Origin of the sequence: Emticicia soli (assembly GCF_037860775.1) — a bacterium.
GTDB lineage: Bacteria > Bacteroidota > Bacteroidia > Cytophagales > Spirosomataceae > Emticicia > Emticicia soli.
The window spans coordinates 186,188-210,677 of record NZ_JBBEWC010000006.1; the positions used below are offsets into that span (position 1 = coordinate 186,188).

A 24,490-nucleotide genomic window follows, 5' to 3' on the forward strand; every position below is an offset into this window, starting at 1 on the left:
CCTATAATAAAACTAAGATAAAATTTAAAATGCGTACTATACTAACTATTGTTGCAGTTGTTGTTGTGCTTGTGTTGGGCAAAATTTTCTTTTTCAGCAAACCTGAAGATAAATCCGGTGGGCCGGGTGGCGGAGCCGGAAAAGGTGCCGACAAAGGTAAAGGCGGAGCTCCAGGGGGTGGCGGTGGCCCGGTTACAGCCGTAAATATATTTGTAACAAGTTTTGCTACACTTGATAACGCAGTTACCTCAGCCGGTACTGTATTCCCCAACGAAGAAGTACAGTTAATGCCTGAAACCGCCGGTAGAATTGTTGCCTTAAATATTAAAGAAGGTAGCCGTGTTGCAGCAGGCCAGGTGATTGCAAAAATTAAAGATACTGATTTACAAGCACAGCTTAAAAAAATAAACTATCAGATTGAGCTTGCCAAACAAACTGATGCACGCCAGAAAAAACTATTAGAAATAAACGCTATCAGCCGTGAAGAGTACGAAATTACCTCGAATACACTAAATACCCTTGATGCAGATAAAGAGTTTCTTGAAGTAAGTATTGACAGAACGGTTATAAAAGCCCCGTTTTCAGGAAAAATTAGTTTCAAAAATGTAAGCCAGGGTGCTTATGTAACTCCAGCTTCAGTTTTAGCAACGCTGGTACAGACAAACCCTGTAAAAATTGACTTTACGATTCCTGAGAAATATTCGACACAAATAAGATTAGGAAGCAATGTAAAGTTTGAAGTAGAAGGGCAAGCAACCAGTTATTCGGCAAGTATTGTGGCTATTGACCCGAAAATTGACCCGAATCTGCGTACGTTGAAAGTAAGAGCACTGGCACAGAATCCGAACGACAGGCTGATTCCGGGTATGTATGTAAAAGTAACCCTTGACCTTGATATTTCTCAGGCAATTATGGTACCTACCGAAGCCATTATTCCGGTACTGAAAGGTAAAAAAGTATACGTAATGCAAAATGGTAAAGTAGCCGAGAAAATGGTAGAAACAGGCTTGCGTACTGATAAAAGCATTCAGATTACGAGCGGTCTTGTTTCTGGCGACTCGCTGATTGTAAGCGGTATCATGGCTCTTAAAAAAGATGCCCCTGTAAAAGTAAAACAGGTTATGAAATAAGCTATTTCAGTGCTAATAAGTACAGACGAAAAACGAAACTTACAAGATTATGTCTATATCAACCATTTCCATTAAACGCCCGGTACTAGCCATAGTGATGAACCTCATCATCATCCTATTTGGTGTTATTGGTTATACATACCTGGGTGTACGGGAATACCCGTCTATCGACCCGCCTGTGGTGTCGGTGCGTACTGCTTATGCCGGTGCCAATGCCGATATTATTGAATCTCAGATTACCGAGCCACTCGAAAAAGCCCTTAACAGCGTTGAAGGTATCAAATCTATCAGTTCGTCATCAAACGTAGGTTCAAGCCAGATTACCGTTGAGTTTGAATTAGGTGTTGATATGGAACGGGCAGCAAACGATGTGCGTGACAAAGTATCAGGCGCTGTGCGCCAGTTACCACAAGATATTGATGCGCCTCCAACCGTTTCTAAAGCCGATGCCAACTCAGATGCCATTATGAGTATGTTGCTTCAAAGTGAAGCACGTACCCACTTAGAAGTAAGTGACATGGCCGAAAACGTAGTTGCTCAACGCTTGCAAACCATACAGGGTGTGAGTTCTGTAATGATTTGGGGACAGAAAAAATATGCTATGCGTTTATGGATGGACCCTAACCGCATGGCGGCACAAGGCGTAACCACGCAAGACGTAAAACAAGCCCTTGACCGTGAAAACGTTGAACTTCCGAGCGGTAAATTAGCAGGTGATAATACTGAGCTAACCGTAAAAACGGTGGGTCGTTTCAAAAACGAAACCGACTTTGAAAACCTGATTGTAAAAACTATTGGCGATAAAATTGTAAGATTTAAAGACATAGGCAACATACAATTAGGCCCTGAAAACGAAGAAACGATTCTACGTATGAACGGGATTCCGATGATTGGTTTGGCTATTGTACCACAACCGGGCTCTAACTATCTTGAAATCTCTAAAGAAATCAGAAAAAGAGTAGAGGAAATCAAAAGAGATTTACCGAAAGACTACAAAATGGATGTATTGCTCGACAATACCATTTTCATTGAAAACTCGGTAGAAGAGGTAGGAGAAACCCTTTTGATTGCCATTGTGCTTGTGGTAATTATCATTTTCTTATTCTTCCGTGACTGGATTATTGCAGTTCGACCATTGATTGACATTCCGGTGTCTTTGATAGGTACTTTCTTTGTGATGTATATGCTCGGCTACTCGGTCAATGTACTTACCCTATTGGCCATTGTACTTGCCACAGGTCTTGTGGTTGACGACGGTATTGTTGTAACCGAAAACATCTATAAAAAGATAGAAGAAGGCATGAAGCCGATAGAAGCGGCTATAAAAGGAGCTAATGAGATTATCTTTGCCGTAGTTTCTACCTCCATTACATTGGCGTCGGTATTCTTACCGGTAATCTTCATGCAAGGTTTTGTTGGTAAACTATTCCGTGAGTTTGGTATCGTACTGGCCTCCGCCGTATTGATTTCAGCCTTTGTGTCGCTTACCCTTACACCGATGCTGAATGCCTATCTGGTTCGTAAAAACAACAAACGTTCATGGTTTTACGAAAAAACAGAGCCTTTCTTCGAAAGCATCATTAATGGATACCGTACCCGCCTAACCAGCTTCATGAAAATGCGTTGGTTAGCTGTACCTATTCTGTTTTTCACACTAGGGCTTATCTGGTTTTTTGGCAGAGATATTCAACAAGAGCTTGCACCTTTAGACGACCGTAACTGGTTCCGTATCTCGGTTACAGCACCGGAGGGTTCATCGTTTGAGTATATGGATAATTATATGCTTAAAATGAGTAAGATGCTCCAAGATTCTATACCTGAAGCAAGAGGCATCATGACTATCACAGCTCCGGGCTTCTCGGGTTCAGGTTCGCCCAATACTGGTATGGTTCGTGTTGCCTTAAAAGATAAAAAAGACAGAAAACGCTCGCAGCAAGAAATAGTAGACTTTGTAACCAAAAAACTAAAAGGTATGCCAGATGCACGTGCATTTGCCATTCAGCAACAGACTATCTCAGTAGATGCTCGTGGAGGATTACCTGTACAATATGTAATTCAGGCACCTGATTTTGAAAAACTGCGTGAATACATGCCAAAATTCATGGAGGAAGTATCGAAAGACCCTACCTTCATTGTATCAGACATGAACCTGAAATTCAATAAACCTGAGTTAGAGGTATCTATCGACCGTGAAAAAGCCAAAAGTATGGGCATTTCGGTAGCCGATATTGCGCAGAATATGCAATTGGCTTTTGCCGGACAACGTTTCGGATATTTTACCATGAACGGCCGCCAATATCAGGTTATCGGGCAGTTTGACCGTGCAAACAGAGACGAACCATTAGATTTGAAAAGTACGTTTGTTAAAAATAACTTAGGAGAACTGGTTCAACTAGATAATATTGTAAGAACCGAAGAACAGAGTTCACCACCGCAATTGTATCACTTTAATCGTTATATGAGTGCAACGGTATCAGCAGGTTTAGCACCAGGTAAAACTATTGGTGATGGTATAAAAGCTATGGATGCTATCAGAGACCGCCTGAAAGATGAATCTATCAGAACAGCACTTTCGGGTTCATCTCGTGACTTCGCCGAGAGTTCATCAAATACCTTATTTACTTTCATTCTTGCGCTCATATTAGTGTACCTGATTCTTGCCGCACAGTTCGAAAGTTTCGTTGACCCATTCATCATCATGCTTACCGTACCTTTGGCGGTAGCAGGTGCGGTATTCTCACTTTGGTATTTCAACCAGACCCTCAATATCTTTAGCCAGATTGGTATGATTATGTTGATTGGTCTCGTAACCAAAAACGGTATCCTGATTGTAGAGTTTGCTAATCAGCTACGAGAAAAAGGCATGGAAATAAAAGAAGCGGTTATAGAAGCCTCGGCTATGCGTTTCCGTCCTATCTTAATGACCACCTTCGCAACTGTGCTAGGTGCTGCTCCTATTGCCTTTGCATTGGGTGCTGCAGGCCGTAGCCGTATGTCGATGGGTATTGTAATTATGGGTGGTTTATTATTCTCGTTGGTGTTAACCTTATATGTGATTCCGGCTATTTACTCATTCTTATCACGTAGCAAAAACTATGAGCGCATGAAACAGATTGAAAAAATTGCTCATGAGTCAGAGCACGAAATGGTATAATACAGATGATGATATTATCTCAAAAGCTTTTAATAAAGGATAGGGTTTGTAAGACCCCACACCCTAAATCCCTCTCTCCAACAGTGGAGAGAGGGACTTCAACTCCCTTCTCGGAAGGGCTGGGGATTGGGTTCTTTAATCTGCTTTAAAACTAATCCGCTATAAGACCCTAATCGTCAGAAGAAAAGCCAGACATATTTAAACAAAAATCGTAGCATCATTCAACTAGTTTCATAGTTTTTTAACCTAAATCAAAGAAACTAAGACAAAATATAAGAACGTGAAAAATTATTTTATTCTTCTATTACTCATTGCCCAAACCTCAATTGCACAAGAAACCCTAACGCTAGAGAATGCTATTAGTATTGCGCTTGAAAAAAACTACGATATAAAAATCGCTGAAAAGCAACAGAAAGTAGTAGAAACACAGGTTTTTAAAGGAAATGCCGGCATGTTGCCTCGTGTTGATTTCAATACCAACGCCGGAACGGCCTTCAACGAAGTAAAACAGGTACTTGCCAACGGAAACGAAACCAATCGTTTTGGTACTAACCTTACGCCATCGGCAAACGTGGCTTTTACATGGACACTCTATGATGGCAAACGTATGTATGCCGTTTATGACCGCTTGAAAAACCAAAGCCAGTTAAGCCAGATTCAGACCCGCATAGCAATGGAAACTACTATGGCTAATGTAATGGCGGCTTATTATGAAATAATGCGCCAGAAACAGACGGTAAGGTTTCTGGAAACTATCATAAAATATTATGAAGAAAGACTAAACATCACCGACCAACGCTGGCAGTTTGGTAAAGGTTCTAAATTAGATTATCTGCAATCTAAAACTGATTTAGGCACACAATTAAGCCTACTGATACAATCAAAAACCGATATGCGCAATGCAAAAACGGCCTTAAACAATTTGTTGGCAAGAGACCCGAATATGGACTTTGATGTGCAGGAAGTAGTAGAACTTTCTTTTGACCCAACACAAGAAGAACTTAAAAACAGAGCTCGTACAGCCAACAAAACTTTGCAAGCACTCAGAAAAGCAACCGATATTACTATTATCCAACAAAGAGAAGCCGAGTCGCTACGACTACCACGAATAACGCTTAACTCTTCGCTAGGATACTCGCTCAGTAAAACCAATGCAGGTTTATTCTTATATAACCAAAACTACGGTTTGAATACGGGTATTGCTTTAACATGGAACATCTTTAACGGACAGATTACCCGCCGACAGATTCAGACATCAAAACTCAATACCGAAGTTGCCAGAACCCAAGAGCAAGACTGGATTGTGCAAATGGAAAACGATTTGGTAAGGTCTTATAACCAATACCAGACCGATAAGGAGATTCTGAAACTTGAAGAAGAATACAATCAGGTTGCCGACGAAAACATGAAAATTTCGCTTGAGAAATTCAGACTTGGGGGCTCAACAATTCTGGAAATAAACGAAGCGCAACGTAGTTTGAATACCTCTTTGAACCGCTTGACTAACGCTCGTTATAACATCAAAATTTCAGAGCTGCAATTGTTGCGCCTGAGCGGCGAGTTGGTTAAATAAGCTAAAGAATCGATAAATAGGCCCATAAAAAAACCTGCAACCGAAATTGCAGGTTTTTTATTTATCTTCTTGTTCCGATTAAACTGCTTTAGTTTTACCCGGCATCGGAATCTGATAGAAACCATCTTTGTCTGGTAAAGTTTTTGGAAGCGTTTCCCAAGTATAAGTGTCTGGCATCAAATTGATTTCAGAGTTAAGGGCATCTTCCCATTTCACACGTTTACCTGAGTAACTTGCCATACGGCCAAGGATAGCTGTCAAGGTACTTTTTGCACCGTTTTCAGCATCGTTGATAGGTTTATTATTTACAATACAATCGAACAATACATCGTGCTCAACTTGGTAAGGGTTTTTGTCGCCTTCACCTTTGTGTCTCCAGATGCTATTACCTTTAAGGTCAAATATTTTACCTTCTGTAGCACGGCCTTTAGTACCTACCAAGTGCTCCGACACGTCAGAAACTGTACCCGGTTGGTGGCGGCAGTAGCTATTTAAAATCATACCATCGGCATATTTATATTCTACGCAGTGGTGGTCATAGATTTCACCGAATTTTTTATCAGTTCTAACCTGGCGTCCACCCATTGCAACTGCTTCTACAGGGTAACCACCTTTAAACCAATTGATAACATCAATATTATGTATATGTTGTTCGCTGATATGGTCACCACAAAGCCATACAAAATAGTACCAGTTACGCATTTGGTATTCCATTTCAGTTTGGCCAGGTTTGCGTTCGTTTACCCAAACACCATCGTTATTCCAGTAGCAACGAGCAGAAATAATGTCACCGATTGCACCTTCGTTGATAACCTTGTTATAAGTCTCTAAATATGATTTTTGATAATGGCGTTGTAAACCTACTACTACTTTAAGGTTTTTCTTTTTCGACTCCTCAGCAGCAGCTAATACACGGCGGATACCCGGTGCATCGGTAGCCACTGGTTTTTCCATGAAAACGTGTTTGCCTTGGCGAACAGCCTCTTCGAAATGTATAGGACGGAAACCCGGAGGGGTTGTCAGAATAACTACATCGGCCAATGCAATTGCTTGTTTGTAACCATCAAAACCAACAAATTTGCGTTCTTCTGTTACATCAACACGGCTCTTTACACCTTTACCTTGCTCTTTCTCAGTAGTAAGGTTTTTGTAACAAGAGTCAATTCTGTCACGGAAAGCATCAGCCATCGCAACTAGCTTTACATTATGTTTTACAGAAAGTGCCTGCATAGCAGCACCTGTACCACGGCCACCACAACCAATCAAAGCAACTTTGATAGTATCGTCTACAGAAGAAGTAGCGGCAGATTCAAAAGGTAGTGTTACCGATAGGCCACCTGCAACTACAGCAGAAGCCTTTACAAAATCTCGGCGAGAAAAGTTTGAATTCATGTATTTGTGAGGTTATACGAGTTGAAATATTTGAGAAAACAAATTTAGGGTATTTATTGAAATTATAACGATTTTTTCGGAGAAATTATGAGCTAAACCCTTTTATTTATTTTGAAAACCACGCAAATTATCGGTAAATTTGGTTATCAATTCTACCTATATACTGTTAAAAACTATGAAGATATTCATCGCTATTTTACTGATAATTAGCCACGTGATGGCTACTGCACAAAGCAAATTTGTACCTAACCCACAAGCTGTGCCCAAGCAGGCCACCCCTACCCTTGCCATCGGCGCAAAAGCGCCTGATTTCAACTTACCTGCTACTGACGGCAAGCACTATTCGTTGAAAGATTTTGCCTCGGCTAAGGTACTTGTTGTAATTTTTACCTGTACCCACTGCCCCACCGCCCAAGCTTACGAAGACCGCATAAAAGCCATTGTAAACGATTACAAAAGCAAAGGTGTTGCGGTAGTAGCTATTTCGCCCAACAGCCCAATTTCTGTACTTTTGGAAGAGCTAGGCTATACTAATTTGAATGATGATTTTGAAAATATGGCCATAAGAGCCAAAGACAAAGACTTTAATTTTCCTTATTTGTACGATGGCGATACGCATAGTGCTTCGGTTCATTATGGCCCCGTGGCTACGCCTCATGCTTTTGTGTTTGATAAAGAGCGAATACTTAAATACAATGGTCGGCTTGATGCCATCGAAAAACCCGGGCAAGCCAATGCCGAAGACCTGCGAGCCGCTATTGATGCTACACTGGCAGGCAAAGAGGTGGCTACCCCTACAACAAAAACCTTTGGTTGCTCGGTAAAATGGGCATGGAATATTGAATACAAGCCAAAAACGAGAAAAACTGGGAGTCAAGACCTGTCATACTGGAAGAATTGGATACTGAAGGAATTAAGAAACTGGTGCTTAACGAGTCTGACAAGCTACGCCTCATAAATGTATGGGCAACATGGTGCGGCCCTTGTATTCTGGAATACACCGATTTTCTGGAATTACAACGTATGTATGGCGCGCGTGATTTTGAGTTTATTTCATTATCTGCCGATAAGCCCGACAAAAAAGATAAAGCATTAAAGTTTCTGCAAAGTAAGCATTCGGGTGTGAAAAACTATATTTTCAGTGGCGATGATACCTATAAACTGATAGAAGCACTCGACCCAAATTGGAATGGAGCCTTGCCTTACACGCTTTTAGTTGAGCCGGGCGGCAAAGTGATTTACTCATTACAAGGCAGCATTGAAAGCCTGAAACTAAAGAAAATGATTGTTGAACACCCAAAAATCGGAAGATATTTCTAAAACCAGATGCGTCCTGATTTCCTGATACGTAACAAGCACATTATTATTTATGGTATTTCGTTGGCAATACTTTTATTCTTATTGCGGTGGTTACAGTTGCGTTTAATCGTTTTCAACCATGCTTTCGAAATCTATGTAGGCGCTATTGCGCTTATTTTTACAGCATTGGGTATATGGCTTGCGCTTAAACTCATAAAGCCCAAAGTACAGATAGTAGAGCATATTGTTGAAAAAGTGCATGAGCCCGAAAGTACCGACACATTTAAACTAAACGAAGATACGCTCAACGAATTGGGGTTAAGTAAACGAGAGCTTGAAGTATTACAACTGATGGCCACGGGCCTGAGCAATCAGGAGATTGCCGGGCAATTGTTTGTGTCGCTCAATACTATTAAAACACATACATCAAAGGTGTTTGAGAAGCTAGATGTAAAACGCAGGACACAAGCCGTTGAAAAAGCCAAAAGACTGAGCCTGATACCTTAGGCACTCTCACACTTTAGTATGAAATCTATTATAATATTGTAAAATCACCCAAAAGTATGAGAATAAATAGCCCACAAGATGCCAGTTTTGTGCCATAAACAAATCTATAACACATGAAAAGAATTATTATCGTTTGTGGACTGATAGCCGGAATTATCGTGTCTACTTTTATGGTTACATCTATTGGCGTTTGCTATACATCGGGCAATTTCGAGGGTAACATCTGGGTTGGTTATGCCTCAATGCTCCTTGCCTTTTCGCTCGTTTTTGTAGGTATCAAAAACTATCGGGATAAATACAACAATGGTACCATCACTTTCGGAAAGGCGTTTCAGATTGGACTTTATATAAGCCTTATAGCATCAAGTGTCTATGTACTTGTATGGCTGATTGACTATTATGTATTTGTACCCGACTTTATGGATAAATATACTACCCACGTAATACAAGAAGCCAAAGAAAGCGGTGCAAGCGCAGCAGAAATTCAGGAGAAAATAAAACAAGTAGAAGAATCATCTAAACTTTATGAAACACCTATCGGCGTTATTCTGCTTACCTATATGGAGATACTACCCATTGGCCTGATTGTATCGTTGATAAGTGCGTTGATATTGAAGCGAAAAAATGTTGCTTTGGTGTAAGCAATAGTGAATTTGTGAATGGCGAATTAGTGAATTTTGGACACAGCACACTACAAAAAATCAGTAGAGAATCATAAAACATACAAATACATGAGAAAGATAATTTCGTTTATGCACATATCGCTTGATGGCTTTGTGGCAGGCCCAAACGGAGAGCTTAACTGGGCTAAAGTTGATGAAGAACTTTTTGATTATGTAGGTGAGCGCATAAGTACCAGCGATACTGCCTTATATGGGCGGGTAACTTATGAAATGATGGAAGGCTACTGGCCTACCGCAGCCGACCAACCCAATGCAAGCAAGCACGATATTGAGCATTCGAAATGGTATAAAAATGCACACAAAATCGTTCTATCAAACACATTGGCAGAAGCAGATTTAGTAAATACAAGTATCATTAACGCCAACCTTGCTGAAAAAATCAATGAGATAAAACAACAAGAAGGGGAAGATATATTAGTATTTGGCAGCCCAACGGCAACCCATGCGCTTATCGAGCAGAACTTGATTGATGGTTATTGGCTGTTTCTTAATCCTGTTATTCTTGGGCAGGGCACGCCGCTGTTTTTAAACAGTAAAGACAAAACAGAGCTAAAATTATTGAATACCCGACAGTTTGCTTCTGGGGTAACAGAATTGAATTATGTAGTGGAAAGAGAATAGCTAAGGCTAAATGTTAAATAAAAATCTCTCGCAAAAACCACTAATTAGGTTTTATGCGAGAGATTTTCTGATTTACACCTTCTTACTATCAAGGAATATCTTTTGGAGGGCGAGAGAAGTATGCTTCAATTTCTTCTTTCGATGGTTCTTTTACAGGTCTTACAACTCTGAATCCTAAGAAAGGTGCATCTGTTAACCACCAGTCAGATTTCGGAATCTGAGGGTCACGTTGTTTCAAGTCTGGTGTTGATGTACGGCGTGACGCACTACGTAATTTATCAGCGTCATCATCCCAGTGTCCACCACGAATCACGTGCGGATAATGTTTGCTTGGTTTCACATAAGGGTTATTAGCGGCTTCTGGTTTACTATAAAAATCTTCAACATATAAGTCTGATGTCCACTCCGCTACGTTTCCGTACATATCATACAAGCCCCATGCATTTGGTTTTTTCTGACCTACTTTTTTATAAGCACCATCAGAGTTTTCGTAATACCATGCATAATCTTTTAACTGAGAGGCATCATCGCCAAAATAAAAAGTGCTGGTAGAACCTGCACGAGCGGCGTATTCCCACTCGGCCTCGGTTGGTAGGCGATAAAAATGCCCTGTTTTAGCATATAACCATTTACAAAATGCTCTTGCAGCAAACTGCGTAACGTTACATACCGGAAAACCACTTTCTTTACCTTGCCCGAACGACATCTCTACATAAGGTTGTGTAGGGCGAGCCACTACATCAACACGGCTTTTTACTTCGGCAGTATTTTTTGCGTCGGTTACCTCTAATTCTTTATTAAAAAATGCTTCGTACATTTCCCACGATGTTTCGAATTTAGCCATATAAAATGCATCAATTTTTACTTTGTGCTGTGGGCCTTCGTCGTCTTTGCGGTCTTTTTCACTGGCTGCACTACCCATATTAAACTCTCCTGCCGGAATAGGCACCATATCGAGCCCATGTTGCAAGCCCGGAATATGTTCAGTATAAGGTTTGAAATCTTCGCTACGAAAAGATGTGAAGAATAATAAAGTTGCGATTACTAATAAAGATACTTTTTTCACTTAGGTTTGAATGTTTGGTTTCACAAATATAGTTACGGCATCGGCTTTTTTACAAGCCTATACTCCCCAAAATGCTTATTCCTTATAAAATACACGTTTTACACGCTCGCTAACGCCTGTCAGAATCTCATAAGGAATGGTTCCGATTGAGGCAGCCAGCTCATGGATTGGCAAGTCTTTTCCGAAAATTATCACCTCGTCTCCCTCCTCGCATTTCGCCTCGGTTACGTCTACCATTGTCATGTCCATGCACACATTGCCTATTACAGGGCACTTAGTGCCATTGACAAGCACAGTGCCTACGCCTTTGCTAAAGCCACGGTCGAAACCATCGGCATAGCCAATGGCTATGGTGGCAATGCGTGAATCTTTGTCTAAAACACCCTTGCGGCTATAACCAATGGTTTCGCCTTTTTTCAGGTGTTTTATCTGTGATATTATGGTTTTTAGCGTTCCAACGGTCTGTAAAGACTTCTGTTCTGTTCCGGTTGCTTCTACACCATAAAGACCAATGCCTAGCCGCACCATATCAAACTTAGCCTCGGGGAAACGAATGATTCCGGCTGAATTACAGATGTGGCGAAGCGGTGCTTGTTCTTTTGCAGGTAAAGCCTGAAGAATCTTATCTGACATACGGCTGAAACGCTCTATCTGAGATTTCGAGAAATCGTTATGCTCGCTTTCGTCGGCACCTACCAAATGGCTGAATATAGATGCTATTCTAACGGCTGGGTTCTGTTTCAAAATCTCTATGAGTTTTTCAATATCCTGCTCTTCAAAGCCCAGGCGATGCATACCTGTATCGAGTTTAAGATGAACCTTAAATACTGAATCAGGAAATGCCTTGATGAAATCAAGAAAACGACGGAATATCTGAAAACTATAAATTTCAGGCTCTAAATCATATTCGACCAGCTTACTGAATGTTTCGGGCTGTGAATTAAGCACCATAATAGGCAGCTTAATACCACTCTGCCGCAAAGCCACACCCTCATCAGGGTAAGCTACTCCCAGATAATCAACACGGTGATACTCTAGTAAGCTTGCTACCTCGGCGCTGCCGCTACCATAAGCATAGGCTTTTACCATCACCATTATTTTGGTATTGCTACCTATTTTGCCTCTGTAAAAGTTAAGGTTATGCGTAAGGGCATCGAGGTTTATCTCGAATATCGTGCCGTGTACTTTCTGTATCAGTTTATCAACAATCTTCTCGAAGGCAAATTTGCGTGCGCCTTTTACTAATATCAGGCTATCATGCAGTTGATTGATAGGATATTCGTCCAGAAAAGCGTCGGTTGATGAAAAAAACACGGCATTATCATCAAAAAATCTGGCATTTCTTGATATGTCTTCGCCAATGCCTACCATCTGGTCTATTTCTTTCCCCTTCACCAAATCGGCTATGCTTTTATACAAATCAGCCTCACGCAAGCCCGACTGCAACAAATCGCTGATGATTAAAACCTTATTGGTTTTGGTATGATGCTGGCTCATAAAATTAAGCGCCATGTTCAACCCCGCATAATCGTTGTTATAGGTATCATCAATCAGGTAGCAGTCGTTAATACCCTGCTTCAATTCCAGACGCATGGCTATGGGTTTCAGGGCCATTAGTCCTTCGGCAGTTGTGCTTAAATCCTGTCCTTCGGGTGTTAATAAAAGTTTGGCAAAAACACAATGTGTAGCGTTTTCGATAGAGGCATCGTCAGTAAACGGAATCCTGAACTCATATTCTTCGGCATTCCAGTTTATAGCTAGTGTTGTATAAGTTGCTGCTTTGGTAAAAGTTACGTTAATTGGGCTCTCTTGGCTTTTCGACCAGCCTATTAGCTCAATACCCGGATTAACGGCTTTCAACAATAGCTTTATTTCTTCGTCTATTTCTTCGTAATCTTTGCAATAGATAAGGGTTTTACTGCGGCGAAACAAACGCAGTTTTTCGGTAACTTTCTGCTTACGGCTTCTGAAGCCCTCGTCATGCGCCGAGCCTATATTAGTAAAAATGCCTATGGTTGGGCTTACAATTGGCTCAAGGTTTTCCATCTCTCCCGACTTCGAGATGCCGGCTTCAAATATACCCAGCGTATGGCTTTCGTTCATTTGCCATACCGATAAGCCCACCCCGATTTGTGAATTGTAGCTGCGGGGGCTTTTAATAATGGTATAGTCTTTAGCAAGCAAAGCACTCAACCATTCTTTTACAATGGTTTTGCCGTTGCTGCCCGTAATACCTATTACCGGAATATTGAATTTCTTACGATGCTTGGCAGCTATATTCTGCAAAGCTCTGATACCATTCTCAACCAGCCAGAATTTAGCCTCAGGGAAACGCTCGTTCAGGTCTGGCTTAGCGGCTTTTTTCTCGACCACAAATTCACGAACGCCCTTTTCGTAGAGTTCTTCAATAAAATTGTGGCCATCGTGGCGCTCTCCTTTTATGGCAAAAAATATGCTTTGCTGAGGTTGAGAAACAAAGCGGCTGTCGGTCAACAAAACCGTAGCCTTAGTAATAATAGGTTCAGAAAAGAAATTCACTGTATATGTTGTAGAAAAATAGCTGACACAAAAGAAATAGTTCTATAACGACGGAACTAGCTCTAAATTGACTGTACTCGATGCCGAAATCATTTTGTTGTTTTCGGTTTGCAATATCATTTTGGTATTTGATAACTCAATTATCTTAAACTCGCCACCAAAACCAATAATCTGAATATCAAGTATCTTGTTATCGTCTTTCAGATACCAGGTGCCGGCATTTACAACCTGTTTCGATACACGGTCTATGCCACGGGTTACGTTATCGGCACGGAACTCAAAATCGAAGCTAAAAATTGCCTGCACCTGCGAGTTCAAATCGCTATTACTTAGCATTTTACCGTTAGGGTCGGTAAAACGGTCGAGTTTCCAGTAATTTGCTGTAAGAATCTTGGCCGAAGCATTGGTTGCTTGTGGTTCGTTTTTATCTTTACAAGCAAAAACAAACGAAACAAGTGTAATAACAAAGAGTAATTTTTTCATTGTGAGTAGAGCGCACGAGCACGCCTGATTTAAAAAAATGAATCTACAAAATTAGCATTTTCAGCTTAGAAGTAAACGCATCGGGTGGGCATTTTATTCCAAATCGTAAGGCAAATAATCGTTTACCTTGGCGCCATACTTATGTAATTCTCTCACAATTGTTGAGCTTATAGGAGCTAATTCGGGCGAAGTAATCAGAAAAACAGTCTCTAATTCGGCTATCAGGTGCCTGTTTACCTGCGATATTGTGTTTTCGTATTCAAAATCTGTTGTATTTCTTAAACCTCTCAACAAAAACTTGGCGCCATATTCCTTCGCTACGTTGGCCGTCAGGTCGTCGTAAGAAATAATTCTGATGTTCTCTGACTCATGAAAAGCCTCTCTTATTTTCTGGGTCATCAGTTCAAGGGAAAAGTAGCGTTTTTTCTGGCTGTTTGTTCCTATACCAATAATAACCTCGTCGAAAAGTTTTAATCCACGTCTGACAATATCGGCGTGACCTTTGGTAAAGGGGTCGAACGAACCGGGAAAGAAGGCAGTTTTTTTCATAAAAGTTCTCGTAGGGGGTTGGGTTTATTGTTGTACTAATATAAGTAATAAGAGCTAAACAGCGTATAATAACGATGCTCAGGAATCTCTTCAAAATATTGGCTGAGTTTTACTTTTGTAGGGTTCTTTGCGAACTCAATGTTTTTGAGGGTTTTGCTTAATAGTATGTACCCTTCCGAGAAAGACGTAACCTCGCCATAGAATATAACAGGCATATCGGTTTCAAGCCCTAGTTCGTTCATGATAAACATTACATGATACACCATATCGGGGGCGGTGCGGTACTGAAAACGATTACAGAAATGCAGTTTTTCGTCTTGAAAATACACCAGCGATACATAGTTTTCTTCAAAGTATAGATGCAGTCCATGATTTGTTCGGTCTTTCACAATGCCTTCAATGAGCGTACTAATTACCGGTACGGGGGTTATTTTCTTGGCCGGATACATTTCTTTCAGCCAGTTTATCAGTTCTTTTTCAACACTAAAAATATTGATAATACCAAAGTGGCTTTGCTTAAACTCAAAAATCTGTTCGTATTCGGTCAGGTTTTTTCCGGCAGCAAAGTTCAGATACTTCACTACCTCGTCGGCCTGATAGTATTCATCGGGAATCAGCGTAAAATGATTCGAATTAACCGTCAGCCTGATGGTTTTCCAATAATTGGCTGCTAAAAAATGATGCCCCTGATATATACGTTTAACTGTACTCAATAACTGGTTATGGTTCAGCAACGAAAACACGTGGTAGTCTTCGAGCCACATCACTACATTATGAACAGAACTAAAGATAGCAAAACGAAAACGGTCATGCCCCACTTCAATCATCAGATGGCTGTCAGCTATCTGGTTTACGTCGAAGCGGTCGTCTTTTATTTCAAAGCTTGGTGTAATATGCGTAATTGTGGCCTCCAAGTTTATTGTTGGATTTGGTTGTTCCTTCACAAATTGTTGTTTCCTTGACAATTTTACTAAAATTCAGGCGATTTCCTAAGAATTTATCGCTAAATATACTTCATCCGTAAAATAATCCCTATTTTTCAAGGGTATCCATCGCACGTCTTTTATCAATTGGGCTTCCTGAGTTGTTTCAGGGTCTTTTCCTACTATCAATTTTCCGGCTACTATTTCTACCTCAAAATAAAGTTCTACCGAGTGTATAGGTGCATGTATTAACTCATGTTTAAACATAAAACGCCCTACTTTTATCTCAAAACCCGTTTCTTCTAAAAACTCTCGTACCAGCGCATCGGTAATACTTTCGCCATCTTCTACCCCACCTCCGGGTGGCAGCCATACATCCTTTTCGTTTATCACACCTTTATGGCAAATCATCAGCACCTGCTGGTTTTCTATACAAATGCCACAGGCTCTAAGCCGAATCTTGTTACCATATTGCTTTTTTGCAATTTCCTGTGCCTCGTCGCTCATGCTGGTATGATGAAAAATTTTGCAAAGATACAGATTGAAACCTATGTCAATCAAAGCCATTGTTTAAAAATTATTACAGGCGAACCAAGCTCAGAGGCAGTTTACGAATTTATTGCCCGAAAAATACCATTACACCACTTCATCTATTTATTTTGCATAAAATATAACGTGCCTTTGTCAATGAATCTCGACCCCAATATAAAGCCTTCTGAAAGATTACTGAAGAAATTTCCGTTTACGCCTACTCCGGGCCAAGCCAAACTGTTTGAATTGATGGATGAATTTATTCTGGACGAAGAGAAGTTCAGAGATGTATTTCTGCTGAAAGGCTATGCAGGTACCGGAAAAACCACTTTCATTAATACACTTATAAAAGTTTTAAGAGAATTTGGCTATAAATCGGTGCTGATGGCCCCTACCGGACGGGCCGCCAAGGTAATGGCAGGCTATGCAAAAAAGAATGCTTTTACGATTCATAAAAAGATTTACAGGCAGGTAGAAAACACTTATACAGGTGCGCTGGTTTTTGAAAGAATGAAAAACAATAGCGAAGGCACAGTATATATTGTTGATGAAGCCTCGATGATTTCGGACGAGCGAGATTTTGGCACAAACAGCCTTTTGCACGATTTGCTGGATTATGTATTTGAACAGGATACCAACAAACTATTGCTGATTGGTGACGAAGCACAGCTACCGCCTGTTAAAATGGCCGTAAGCCCTGCGCTGAATGCCGAGCATCTCAAAAACCGCTATCATACCGATTTAACCGAGCATTGCCTTACCGAAGTAATGCGTCAGGAACAACAATCGGGGATTCTGAGCAATGCTACCGAACTGCGGAAATTATTGGATACTGAAAATCCGGCAGTAAAACTAGTAACGAATGGTTTCCCTGATTTTTATAAAATGGGTGGCGACCGCCTCGAAGACGGCATAAGATATGCCTACGATAAATATGGCAAAGAAAACACCACTATCATTACTCGCTCGAATAAAACTGCCGTGCAATATAATCGCTATATCCGTAATAGCATCAACTATTCGGAAAGCGAAATAGAAAACGGCGATATGCTGATGGTTGTACGCAACAACTACACGGTTTTGGGTGAAGATTCAAAAGCGGGTTTTATTGCCAACGGCGACTTTGTAGAGGTAGTAAAGCTACGTAAAGAAGAAGAAATGCACGGATTCAGGTTTGTGAATGCCACCTTGCGTTTAGTCGATTATCCTGATGAACCCGAGTTTGATTCAAAGCTGATTCTGAATACACTTTATTCAAACGCCCCTACCCTCACGCCCGAAGAAAACAAGGCCTTGTATGAAAGCGTAATGAAAGATTATTTCTGGGTAAAATCGAAGAAAGAACGGCAGGAATTGCTTAAAGCAGACCCCTATCTGAATGCCCTGCAAGTGAAATTTGCCTATGCACTTACCTGCCATAAATCGCAGGGCGGGCAGTGGGATGCTGTTTTTGTTGACCAGGGTTATCTGCCCGATGCACAAGTAGACAATGATTTTATCAGATGGCTCTATACGGCTATCACGCGTGGCGTAAAACAGGTATTTTTGGTTAATTTCAATAAAGATTTCTTTGAGTAAAAGCCAATAGTTATGGGAAAGCGTCATAAAAAATTCAAAAATTATATTGATAAAAAGGCTTTTACTTCGCCAGGGACATTGGTTTATGTAGGCAAAGAGGTAGCCGAAAGCACCATTATTAAACTGGTAGAATTTAACCATGAATTTTATCATGAAAAGGTAATAAAGACGTTGAACGACTGCCGACCGCCTGTAAAAGAAAACCAAGTAGCATGGCTCGATGTAGACGGTATTCATGAAGTAAACGTAATAGAAGCCATTGGGAAACATTATAGCCTTCACCCGCTTTTGCTAGAAGATGTGCTCAACACATCACAAAAGCCCAAACTAGAGCATTTTGGCGAAAAGCACCTTTTTGTGATTCTTAAAATGTTGCAATTTAACTCCGAACTGAATCAGGTTGAGTCAGAACATGTGGCTTTGGTTTTGGGCGAAAACTTCTTAATCAGTTTTCAAGAGATTCATCAGACTGATGTGTTTTTACCAATTTTTGAACGGCTAAAGGCATCAATCGGCAAAACCCGCCGAGGCAAAGCCGATTACCTATTTTATTGCTGCTGTGATTTAGTTGTTGATAATTACTTTGTAGTGCTCGAAAAACTAGGTGAGAAACTGGAAGAACTCGAAATAAAAATTGTTGAAAAACCCGAAGCCAACGACCAGAATCTGCTTTATCATTTCAAAAGAGAATTGATGCTGGTACGCAAGGCCGTGCTACCCCTGCGTGATATGTTTGGCACGCTTATCAGAGAAGACTCTCCGCTGGTGCAATCAACAACAAATGTTTACCTGCGAGACGTTTACGACCATATTTTGCAAACGCTGGACACTGCCGAGACTTACCGTGAAATGATTGAGAATATCCAGAATATTTACCTCACAAGCCTTAGCAATAAAATGAACTCGGTTATGAAAACCCTCACGGTTTTCACGGCTATATTTATGCCACTTACATTTATTGCAGGCATTTACGGCATGAATTTCGATAATATGCCCGAGCTACACCACCCAAATGGGTATTTCTATACGCTTGGTATTATGGTGCTGATAACAGCAGCCCTCTGGGTATATTTTAAATGGAAGAAATACGTTTAGTTATTTGCACCAACTAGTATAGCACTTACCCATAAGAGCTTAATAGTGCCGGCCTTTCCAGACAAGTTTGGTTGGCAGAAAGTAACTCATCAGTTGCAAAAACCAGAACACATACATATAAAACGTGTAGACAGGGATATATTTAAACAAACGTACTTGACCCAAACGGGCAAAAATGCCATAACCAAGCACAGCATTCAAGAGCATACTAAACCCGATAACAATTAAAGGCACTTGCCATGAGAAGAAGCTGACAATTAATAAAATTGGCAAGGCAAAACCTTGTAACAATGCCGGATATATAAGTACCGACCCTGTTGACATTCCACCGGCTACCCATCTTTTGCGTTGTTCAAAGTAGTTTGGTGGTGGCTTGGTAACTGTCATCAAAGATGCATCGAAACCCTGCTTAAAATCATAGCCTTTATCTATTATGGCTTTATACAAAGCATAATCTTCTACTATCGAAAACCCAATGTTTTCGTAGCCACCTATATTCCAATAGGCCTCTGCCGAAACCGCCATATTGTTACCCATGCCCGTAGAAGGCTGGCGGAAATCGGTCATGGTTTTCATAATTTTCAGGGCAAATAGCCACTCTATGGCCTGGCAAGCCTCAAACCAATTCCGGTTTTTTACTAAAGTAATACCAACGGCCACCCCAACTTTTTTATCAGGCTCAAATAAAGTAAGCATATTTTCAATCCAATGCACGGGTACTTCAACATCAGCATCGGTAAAGAAAAAGTATTCTCCTTTGGCATGGTGTGCCAGTTGCGCCAGCACATTGGCTTTACCCTTCAGGCCGTCAATCGTTTTTTCGATAGTAACCAACTCAAACATACTTTTTTGCTGCTCGCTCAACTGCCCTATAAACCCCTGTACAAGTTCGGCAGTTTTATCGGTCGAGCCATCGTTTCCGATAAGTATCTGTGTTTTTTCTTTAGGGTAACTCAGGCAATTGAGCGAGTGTAATAAATCAGGTATGTTATTTTCTTCGTTGCGTGCAGCAACCAATATGCTTACTATCGGTACATTCATTGGGTTAATCCTTGATACTGGCAGCTATTTTCTTAAAGTCGGCTACGAGATTTTTATATTCAGAACTCAACGACCAACACAAAATCTGGTAATAATAGCCTTTGGTTTCTACGTAAGTAATCAGGTAAGTGATTTTAACTTCAAGGTTATCGGCTTCTTTAAAATTTACGTTGAGCTCTGACTGATAAAATTTATTACCATTTACTACAAATTCGGTCGGTTTCGATTCAACAGGTGAATTTTCTTCGGCTTTCAGCAATTTAATATTATCATCATGAAAATCTTTTAAAGACGCAAATTTAACTCCTTTCATTTCAAGTTCTTCTTTGGAGTCATCAATTACGATAAGATAGGCATTTTTGGCAGAATTAATATACTGCATCGTAGCAGCATCATTTAATGTTACAGACTTAGTCATGTAGTCGGGCACTGAAACATAATATAGATGACCCGCTTTTTGCTCTGTAAATTTAGTCTGGCTATAAGCCGATGCCATTGCTATGATTGCAAACAATGCGCTTAATATCACTTTGGTTATTTTCATGGTAATTTATTTATTATTGCTAATGGATATATTTCAATAAATTTATGCCCAAAGCAGGCAGAAAACATCTAAATTGATTGAAAACTAAATTCTCTTTCAGAAAAATATTCCAGAAACCTCGGTAAAGCAAAGCTCATATTTTTATTGGCCTTAATGCTATCATGAAAAAGTACGATAGAGCCGTTTTCAGTGTACTGTAAAGCTTTAGCTAAAACTCTATCGGGCGATAAACCGGCATCGTAATCGGCTGTCAGCACATCCCACATAATAATATCATATTCGGGCAACAAAACCTTAGCTTGGCTACGTTTGATACGCCCATGTGGTGGGCGAAAAAGCCTCTTTCTTTGCGTACTATGCCCTATTTTAGAGCCTATTTCGGCATCACATTGTTTTACATTAGCCAGATACGTTTCCTTGTCGGTTTTCCACCCCCTTAAATGATTAAAAGTATGGTTACCAATGCTATGCCCGGCGTTGATGACTTTCTGAAAAATATCGGGATGTTTTCTGATATTATCGCCTATGCAAAAAAATGTAGCTTTGGCATTGTATTGCGCAAGGGTATGAAGTACAAACTCTGTTATTTCGGGAATCGGGCCGTCGTCAAAGGTCAGGTATATATTTTTTTCCTGCCTGCCTTTACGCCAGATAAAATCAGGATACAAAGCCCGCATCAGAAAGTTTGTTTTATGAAGTATCATAGCTATTATTTTCTACAAAAGTCTGAAAATTTATTCTAAAAGCTAGCGAATTTACTTAAATTGCAATCAATAAAATACGCAATTTATCGCTACTGCTTTCAATTATCCGGAGCTCCATAACAAAAAACTGTATGAATAAACTTCTGAGTATCTGCCTTTTATGTTGCCTTATTGTACAGGCAAAGGCTCAAAACAAACCTTTGAGTAACAGAATTGCGAATTATACAATAAATGTAGTATTAGATGCCGAAAAAAAAACGCTAAAAGGCCAGGAAATATTAGAATGGAAGAATACTTCGACCGATAATATTTCAGAATTACAATTTCATCTCTACCTCAATGCTTTCAGAGACAAAAACTCAACGTTTATGAAAGAGTCGGGCGGACAACTACGTGGCGATGTGGTTGATGCCTCGGTTAAAAACAATCTGGGGTCTATTGATATTGAGTCGATGAAAGTGCGCAATGGCGAAAACTTAACTAAAAGCATTAAGTTTATACAGCCCGACGACCTGAACGATAAAGACAAAACCGTTATCAGCGTAGCACTCAGCAAGCCACTACGCCCCAACGAAAGCATTACGCTGGATATTAATTATAAAGCCAAATTACCAAAGATATTTGCCCGCACGGGTTTTGCCGATAACTATTTTCTGGTAGGTCAATGGTTTCCGAAAATCGGAGTTTATGAGCCTGCCGGCATGCGCTATGCCACAAAAGGACAATGGAACTGCCATCAGTTTCATGCAAACACCGAGTTTTATGCCGACTTTGGCACCTACAAAGTGAGCATGACCGTACCCAAAGATTATAAGGTTGCAGCAACGGGCGTTTTTCAGAGCGAATCGCTGCATACTAACAATACCAAGACTATTACTTACATGGCCGACGACGTGCACGATTTTGCATGGACGGCCTCTCCCCGATTCATCATCAGCGAGCGCCAATGGAAGCACGTAAAGATAAAAGCTGTAATGCAGCCCGAGCATACAGGGTCTACTGACCGCTATTTTAATTCGGCTATTACGGCACTTAATTATTTCGAGAAACACCTTGGCAAGTATCCGCACACGGTTTTAAGTCTGATTGACCCACCTGTAAACGGTGCAGGCTCTGGCGGTATGGAGTACCCAACTTTTATTACCTGTGGCACAGCATGGGGCTTACCCAGGGGCCTTAAATTTCCAGAAATTGTAACGGTGCACGAGTTTGGGCATCAGTATTTTCAGGGAATGCTGGCTAGCAATGAGTTTGAAGAATCTTTTCTTGACGAGGGCTTTAATCAATATTATGAAGGCCGTATTATGGACGAAAACTATGCACCGGGCTCACAGATTGATTTCTTAGGTTTTACAATAAACGACATGGAAACCTCAAGAATCAGCTATGTAACCATGAAAAACCCGAGTATTACGCAGGTTTACCGTAATGCATGGCAATATCCTAAAGGTACATATAGCGTAATGACCTACACCAAAACAGCTACATGGCTAAAGACGCTTGAAAACATGATAGGCCGAAGCACGATGGACGAAGTAATGCAAACCTATTTTATCCGCTGGCGTTTCAAACACCCATGTGTTCGTGATTTTATAGACGTAGTAAACGAAATAGTACCAAAGCGAACAAACAACCGTTTCGGCGAAGATATGAACTGGTATTTTGAGCAAGTTGTGTACAAAGCACCTGTGCTCGACTATGCGCTTAAATCAATAACTAATATTGAAAAAGGTAACAAAGTATCAGGCGAGTTTACGGTACAACGCTTAGGCGATATGGTGCTACCTACCGAAATTTCAGTAAATTTTGCCGATGGAAAACAAGAATTAATACCTTGGAACGGTGAAGATAAATCGAAGGTATTCAGGTTTGATAAGGCCATTGCCTCGGTAAAAATCGACCCACAGAACAAACTTCTCTTAGATTTAAATTTTAACAACAATAGTAAAGCCATTGACCCCTCAACGCTAGCTTTAAAAAAATACACCATGAAAATCATGTTCTGGATACAAAATATGATGCAATGGATGGCAGGGCTGGCTTAAACGTCTTGAACTTTGCCGCGACGGCGTACCGTTTTACCTGATTAAATGATTTATCTGAAAATTAATAATCAAACTTAATGAATCAGTCAAAAATCAATTTAATCACATAAATCAGTTAAATCAAAGTTCAAGACAATCACTAATTCACTCAATTATTATGTCAAACATCAGCTTAATTATAGAAGAACGGCCACACGATATAGGGAATTTTATGGTAGGGCGATTGCTACCATTCAGAGGTAAACGAATGGTTGGGCCATTTATCTTTCTCGACCACATGGGGCCTGCCTGCATGGGCGAGTATCAGAATATCGATATTCCGCCGCACCCACACATCGGGCTTTCAACGCTTACTTATCTTTTTGAGGGAAGCATCATGCATCGTGATAGTCTGGGCGTAGAAATGGAAATAAAACCCGGACAAGTAAACTGGATGACCGCCGGAAAAGGCATTGTGCATTCAGAACGAACACCCCAATACCTGCGCACATCAGATAAAATGCTGCATGGTTTGCAGATATGGGTAGCTATGCCAAAAGAGTTAGAAGGCATAGACCCTTCGTTTTACCACGCCTCAGAAGACGAAATACCTAGCTGGGAAAAAGACGGTGTTTCTTATAAACTTATCGCAGGTACGGCCTTCGGGCATGAGTCGCCTGTGCCGGTTTATAGCAAATTGTTTCTATTGGAGCTTAAAAGCACCGCTGAAACTAACATTTGTATAGGCCCCGAATTATTTGGCGAAGTAGCCATTTATACTCTGGAGGGAAGCATAGAAAACGATGGCAACAGCTACGAGCCCAAGCGTATATTGGTAGCCAAGCAAGACGAACTATGCGAGTTTACGATGAAAGAAAACACAAGCATATATATTTTTGGCGGAGAGCCTTTTCCAGAAGAACGCTTCATTTACTGGAACTTCGTAGCCACCAGCAAGGAGATTATAGAAGAAGCCAAAATGAAATGGAAAGAGCAGGGTTTTCCGAAGATTGCGGGTGAAACCGATTTTGTACCGTTACCATCCTGATTTTATT

General features: G+C 40.6%; 22 protein-coding genes. 12 read left to right on the forward strand and 10 right to left on the reverse strand.

What is annotated here, in order from left to right:
* Positions 1 to 29: 29 nt before the first annotated feature.
* From WAE64_RS10905 to WAE64_RS10915, 3 genes are all read left to right on the forward strand, one after another.
* A complete protein-coding gene (locus tag WAE64_RS10905) occupies positions 30 to 1,130 on the forward strand; it encodes an efflux RND transporter periplasmic adaptor subunit (RefSeq protein ID WP_340236404.1) in 1,101 nt (366 codons plus the stop codon).
* Between the two features lie 49 nt (positions 1,131 to 1,179).
* Positions 1,180 to 4,284: an efflux RND transporter permease subunit gene (locus WAE64_RS10910; protein WP_340236405.1), complete on the forward strand. Its 3,105-nt coding sequence runs from the start codon at positions 1,180 to 1,182 to the stop codon at positions 4,282 to 4,284.
* 280 nt (positions 4,285 to 4,564) lie between these two features.
* A complete protein-coding gene (locus tag WAE64_RS10915; RefSeq protein ID WP_340236406.1) occupies positions 4,565 to 5,857 on the forward strand; it encodes a TolC family protein in 1,293 nt (430 codons plus the stop codon).
* 78 nt (positions 5,858 to 5,935) lie between these two features.
* Here the strand turns inward: WAE64_RS10915 and WAE64_RS10920 are convergent, their stop codons facing one another.
* On the reverse strand, positions 5,936 to 7,249 hold the full coding sequence (locus WAE64_RS10920; RefSeq protein ID WP_340236407.1) for a Gfo/Idh/MocA family oxidoreductase: 1,314 nt from the start codon (positions 7,247 to 7,249) through the stop codon (positions 5,936 to 5,938).
* Positions 7,250 to 7,424: 175 nt separating this feature from the next.
* On the opposite strand from WAE64_RS10920, the gene WAE64_RS10925 reads away from it, so the two are divergent.
* The 5 genes from WAE64_RS10925 (at position 7,425) to WAE64_RS10945 (ending at position 10,359) form a co-directional block, all read left to right on the forward strand.
* The gene (locus tag WAE64_RS10925; RefSeq protein WP_340236408.1) at positions 7,425 to 8,207 is read left to right on the forward strand and encodes a thioredoxin family protein; all 783 of its coding nucleotides are present in this window, start codon (positions 7,425 to 7,427) and stop codon (positions 8,205 to 8,207) included.
* Positions 8,174 to 8,569 (forward strand): TlpA family protein disulfide reductase, encoded by a 396-nt coding sequence (locus tag WAE64_RS10930; RefSeq protein WP_340236409.1) that lies wholly within the window; start codon positions 8,174 to 8,176, stop codon positions 8,567 to 8,569. Before WAE64_RS10925 ends, WAE64_RS10930 begins: the two co-directional genes overlap by 34 nt.
* A gap of 6 nt (positions 8,570 to 8,575) precedes the next feature.
* Positions 8,576 to 9,055, forward strand: a complete 480-nt coding sequence (locus WAE64_RS10935) for a response regulator transcription factor (RefSeq protein ID WP_340236410.1) — start codon at positions 8,576 to 8,578, stop codon at positions 9,053 to 9,055.
* Between the two features lie 113 nt (positions 9,056 to 9,168).
* Entirely contained in the window at positions 9,169 to 9,696 is a 528-nt protein-coding gene (locus WAE64_RS10940; RefSeq protein ID WP_340236411.1) for a DUF4199 domain-containing protein, read from the forward strand.
* A 90-nt stretch (positions 9,697 to 9,786) separates the two neighbouring features.
* On the forward strand, positions 9,787 to 10,359 hold the full coding sequence (locus WAE64_RS10945) for a dihydrofolate reductase family protein (RefSeq protein ID WP_340236412.1): 573 nt from the start codon (positions 9,787 to 9,789) through the stop codon (positions 10,357 to 10,359).
* A gap of 88 nt (positions 10,360 to 10,447) precedes the next feature.
* Here WAE64_RS10945 and WAE64_RS10950 read toward each other — a convergent pair whose 3' ends face one another.
* The 6 genes from WAE64_RS10950 to WAE64_RS10975 all read right to left on the reverse strand — a co-directional run bounded on the left by WAE64_RS10950 (position 10,448) and on the right by WAE64_RS10975 (position 16,485).
* On the reverse strand, positions 10,448 to 11,425 hold the full coding sequence (locus WAE64_RS10950) for a formylglycine-generating enzyme family protein (RefSeq protein ID WP_340236413.1): 978 nt from the start codon (positions 11,423 to 11,425) through the stop codon (positions 10,448 to 10,450).
* 75 nt (positions 11,426 to 11,500) lie between these two features.
* A complete protein-coding gene (locus WAE64_RS10955) occupies positions 11,501 to 13,963 on the reverse strand; it encodes a bifunctional UDP-N-acetylmuramoyl-tripeptide:D-alanyl-D-alanine ligase/alanine racemase (RefSeq protein WP_340236414.1) in 2,463 nt (820 codons plus the stop codon).
* Between the two features lie 42 nt (positions 13,964 to 14,005).
* On the reverse strand, positions 14,006 to 14,446 hold the full coding sequence (locus tag WAE64_RS10960; protein ID WP_340236416.1) for a hypothetical protein: 441 nt from the start codon (positions 14,444 to 14,446) through the stop codon (positions 14,006 to 14,008).
* A gap of 93 nt (positions 14,447 to 14,539) precedes the next feature.
* A complete protein-coding gene (gene coaD / locus WAE64_RS10965) occupies positions 14,540 to 14,995 on the reverse strand; it encodes a pantetheine-phosphate adenylyltransferase (protein ID WP_340236417.1) in 456 nt (151 codons plus the stop codon).
* Between the two features lie 35 nt (positions 14,996 to 15,030).
* Positions 15,031 to 15,909, reverse strand: a complete 879-nt coding sequence (locus WAE64_RS10970) for a DUF3822 family protein (protein ID WP_340236418.1) — start codon at positions 15,907 to 15,909, stop codon at positions 15,031 to 15,033.
* Between the two features lie 75 nt (positions 15,910 to 15,984).
* Entirely contained in the window at positions 15,985 to 16,485 is a 501-nt protein-coding gene (locus tag WAE64_RS10975) for an NUDIX domain-containing protein (protein WP_340236419.1), read from the reverse strand.
* A 120-nt stretch (positions 16,486 to 16,605) separates the two neighbouring features.
* On the opposite strand from WAE64_RS10975, the gene WAE64_RS10980 reads away from it, so the two are divergent.
* Positions 16,606 to 18,027, forward strand: a complete 1,422-nt coding sequence (locus WAE64_RS10980) for an ATP-dependent DNA helicase (RefSeq protein WP_340236420.1) — start codon at positions 16,606 to 16,608, stop codon at positions 18,025 to 18,027.
* Between the two features lie 12 nt (positions 18,028 to 18,039).
* Complete coding sequence (gene corA, locus WAE64_RS10985; RefSeq protein ID WP_340236421.1) at positions 18,040 to 19,122, forward strand: magnesium/cobalt transporter CorA; 1,083 nt, start codon at positions 18,040 to 18,042, stop codon at positions 19,120 to 19,122.
* A gap of 39 nt (positions 19,123 to 19,161) precedes the next feature.
* On the opposite strand, the gene WAE64_RS10990 is transcribed toward corA, so the two are convergent.
* The 3 genes from WAE64_RS10990 to WAE64_RS11000 form a co-directional block, all read right to left on the reverse strand.
* Positions 19,162 to 20,163 carry a glycosyltransferase gene (locus tag WAE64_RS10990; RefSeq protein WP_340236422.1) on the reverse strand — a complete coding sequence of 334 codons (1,002 nt, stop codon included), beginning with the start codon at positions 20,161 to 20,163 and terminating at the stop codon, positions 19,162 to 19,164.
* Between the two features lie 4 nt (positions 20,164 to 20,167).
* The gene (locus tag WAE64_RS10995; protein WP_340236423.1) at positions 20,168 to 20,707 is read right to left on the reverse strand and encodes a hypothetical protein; all 540 of its coding nucleotides are present in this window, start codon (positions 20,705 to 20,707) and stop codon (positions 20,168 to 20,170) included.
* Positions 20,708 to 20,775: 68 nt separating this feature from the next.
* Positions 20,776 to 21,411: a polysaccharide deacetylase family protein gene (locus WAE64_RS11000; protein WP_340236424.1), complete on the reverse strand. Its 636-nt coding sequence runs from the start codon at positions 21,409 to 21,411 to the stop codon at positions 20,776 to 20,778.
* A 131-nt stretch (positions 21,412 to 21,542) separates the two neighbouring features.
* Between WAE64_RS11000 and WAE64_RS11005 the strand changes: the two genes are divergently transcribed.
* Both WAE64_RS11005 and WAE64_RS11010 read left to right on the forward strand, forming a co-directional pair.
* A complete protein-coding gene (locus WAE64_RS11005; protein WP_340236425.1) occupies positions 21,543 to 23,456 on the forward strand; it encodes a M1 family metallopeptidase in 1,914 nt (637 codons plus the stop codon).
* A gap of 157 nt (positions 23,457 to 23,613) precedes the next feature.
* Positions 23,614 to 24,483 carry a pirin family protein gene (locus WAE64_RS11010; protein ID WP_340236426.1) on the forward strand — a complete coding sequence of 290 codons (870 nt, stop codon included), beginning with the start codon at positions 23,614 to 23,616 and terminating at the stop codon, positions 24,481 to 24,483.
* Positions 24,484 to 24,490: the final 7 nt, after the last annotated feature.

Excerpts from the sequence above, each read along its gene's own strand:
- WAE64_RS10960 (WP_340236416.1), bottom strand. The coding sequence starts at position 14,446 with ATGAAAAAATTACTCTTTGTTATTACACTTGTTTCGTTTGTTTTTGCT.
- WAE64_RS10945 (WP_340236412.1), top strand. The coding sequence starts at position 9,787 with ATGAGAAAGATAATTTCGTTTATGCACATATCGCTTGATGGCTTTGTG.
- WAE64_RS11010 (WP_340236426.1), top strand. The coding sequence starts at position 23,614 with ATGTCAAACATCAGCTTAATTATAGAAGAACGGCCACACGATATAGGG.
- WAE64_RS10910 (WP_340236405.1), top strand. The coding sequence starts at position 1,180 with ATGTCTATATCAACCATTTCCATTAAACGCCCGGTACTAGCCATAGTG.
- WAE64_RS10925 (WP_340236408.1), top strand. The coding sequence starts at position 7,425 with ATGAAGATATTCATCGCTATTTTACTGATAATTAGCCACGTGATGGCT.
- WAE64_RS11005 (WP_340236425.1), top strand. The coding sequence starts at position 21,543 with ATGAATAAACTTCTGAGTATCTGCCTTTTATGTTGCCTTATTGTACAG.
- WAE64_RS10975 (WP_340236419.1), bottom strand. The coding sequence starts at position 16,485 with ATGGCTTTGATTGACATAGGTTTCAATCTGTATCTTTGCAAAATTTTT.
- corA (WP_340236421.1), top strand. The coding sequence starts at position 18,040 with ATGGGAAAGCGTCATAAAAAATTCAAAAATTATATTGATAAAAAGGCT.
- WAE64_RS10980 (WP_340236420.1), top strand. The coding sequence starts at position 16,606 with ATGAATCTCGACCCCAATATAAAGCCTTCTGAAAGATTACTGAAGAAA.
- WAE64_RS10935 (WP_340236410.1), top strand. The coding sequence starts at position 8,576 with ATGCGTCCTGATTTCCTGATACGTAACAAGCACATTATTATTTATGGT.
- WAE64_RS10905 (WP_340236404.1), top strand. The coding sequence starts at position 30 with ATGCGTACTATACTAACTATTGTTGCAGTTGTTGTTGTGCTTGTGTTG.
- WAE64_RS10940 (WP_340236411.1), top strand. The coding sequence starts at position 9,169 with ATGAAAAGAATTATTATCGTTTGTGGACTGATAGCCGGAATTATCGTG.
- coaD (WP_340236417.1), bottom strand. The coding sequence starts at position 14,995 with ATGAAAAAAACTGCCTTCTTTCCCGGTTCGTTCGACCCCTTTACCAAA.
- WAE64_RS10990 (WP_340236422.1), bottom strand. The coding sequence starts at position 20,163 with ATGAATGTACCGATAGTAAGCATATTGGTTGCTGCACGCAACGAAGAA.
- WAE64_RS11000 (WP_340236424.1), bottom strand. The coding sequence starts at position 21,411 with ATGATACTTCATAAAACAAACTTTCTGATGCGGGCTTTGTATCCTGAT.
- WAE64_RS10920 (WP_340236407.1), bottom strand. The coding sequence starts at position 7,249 with ATGAATTCAAACTTTTCTCGCCGAGATTTTGTAAAGGCTTCTGCTGTA.
- WAE64_RS10995 (WP_340236423.1), bottom strand. The coding sequence starts at position 20,707 with ATGAAAATAACCAAAGTGATATTAAGCGCATTGTTTGCAATCATAGCA.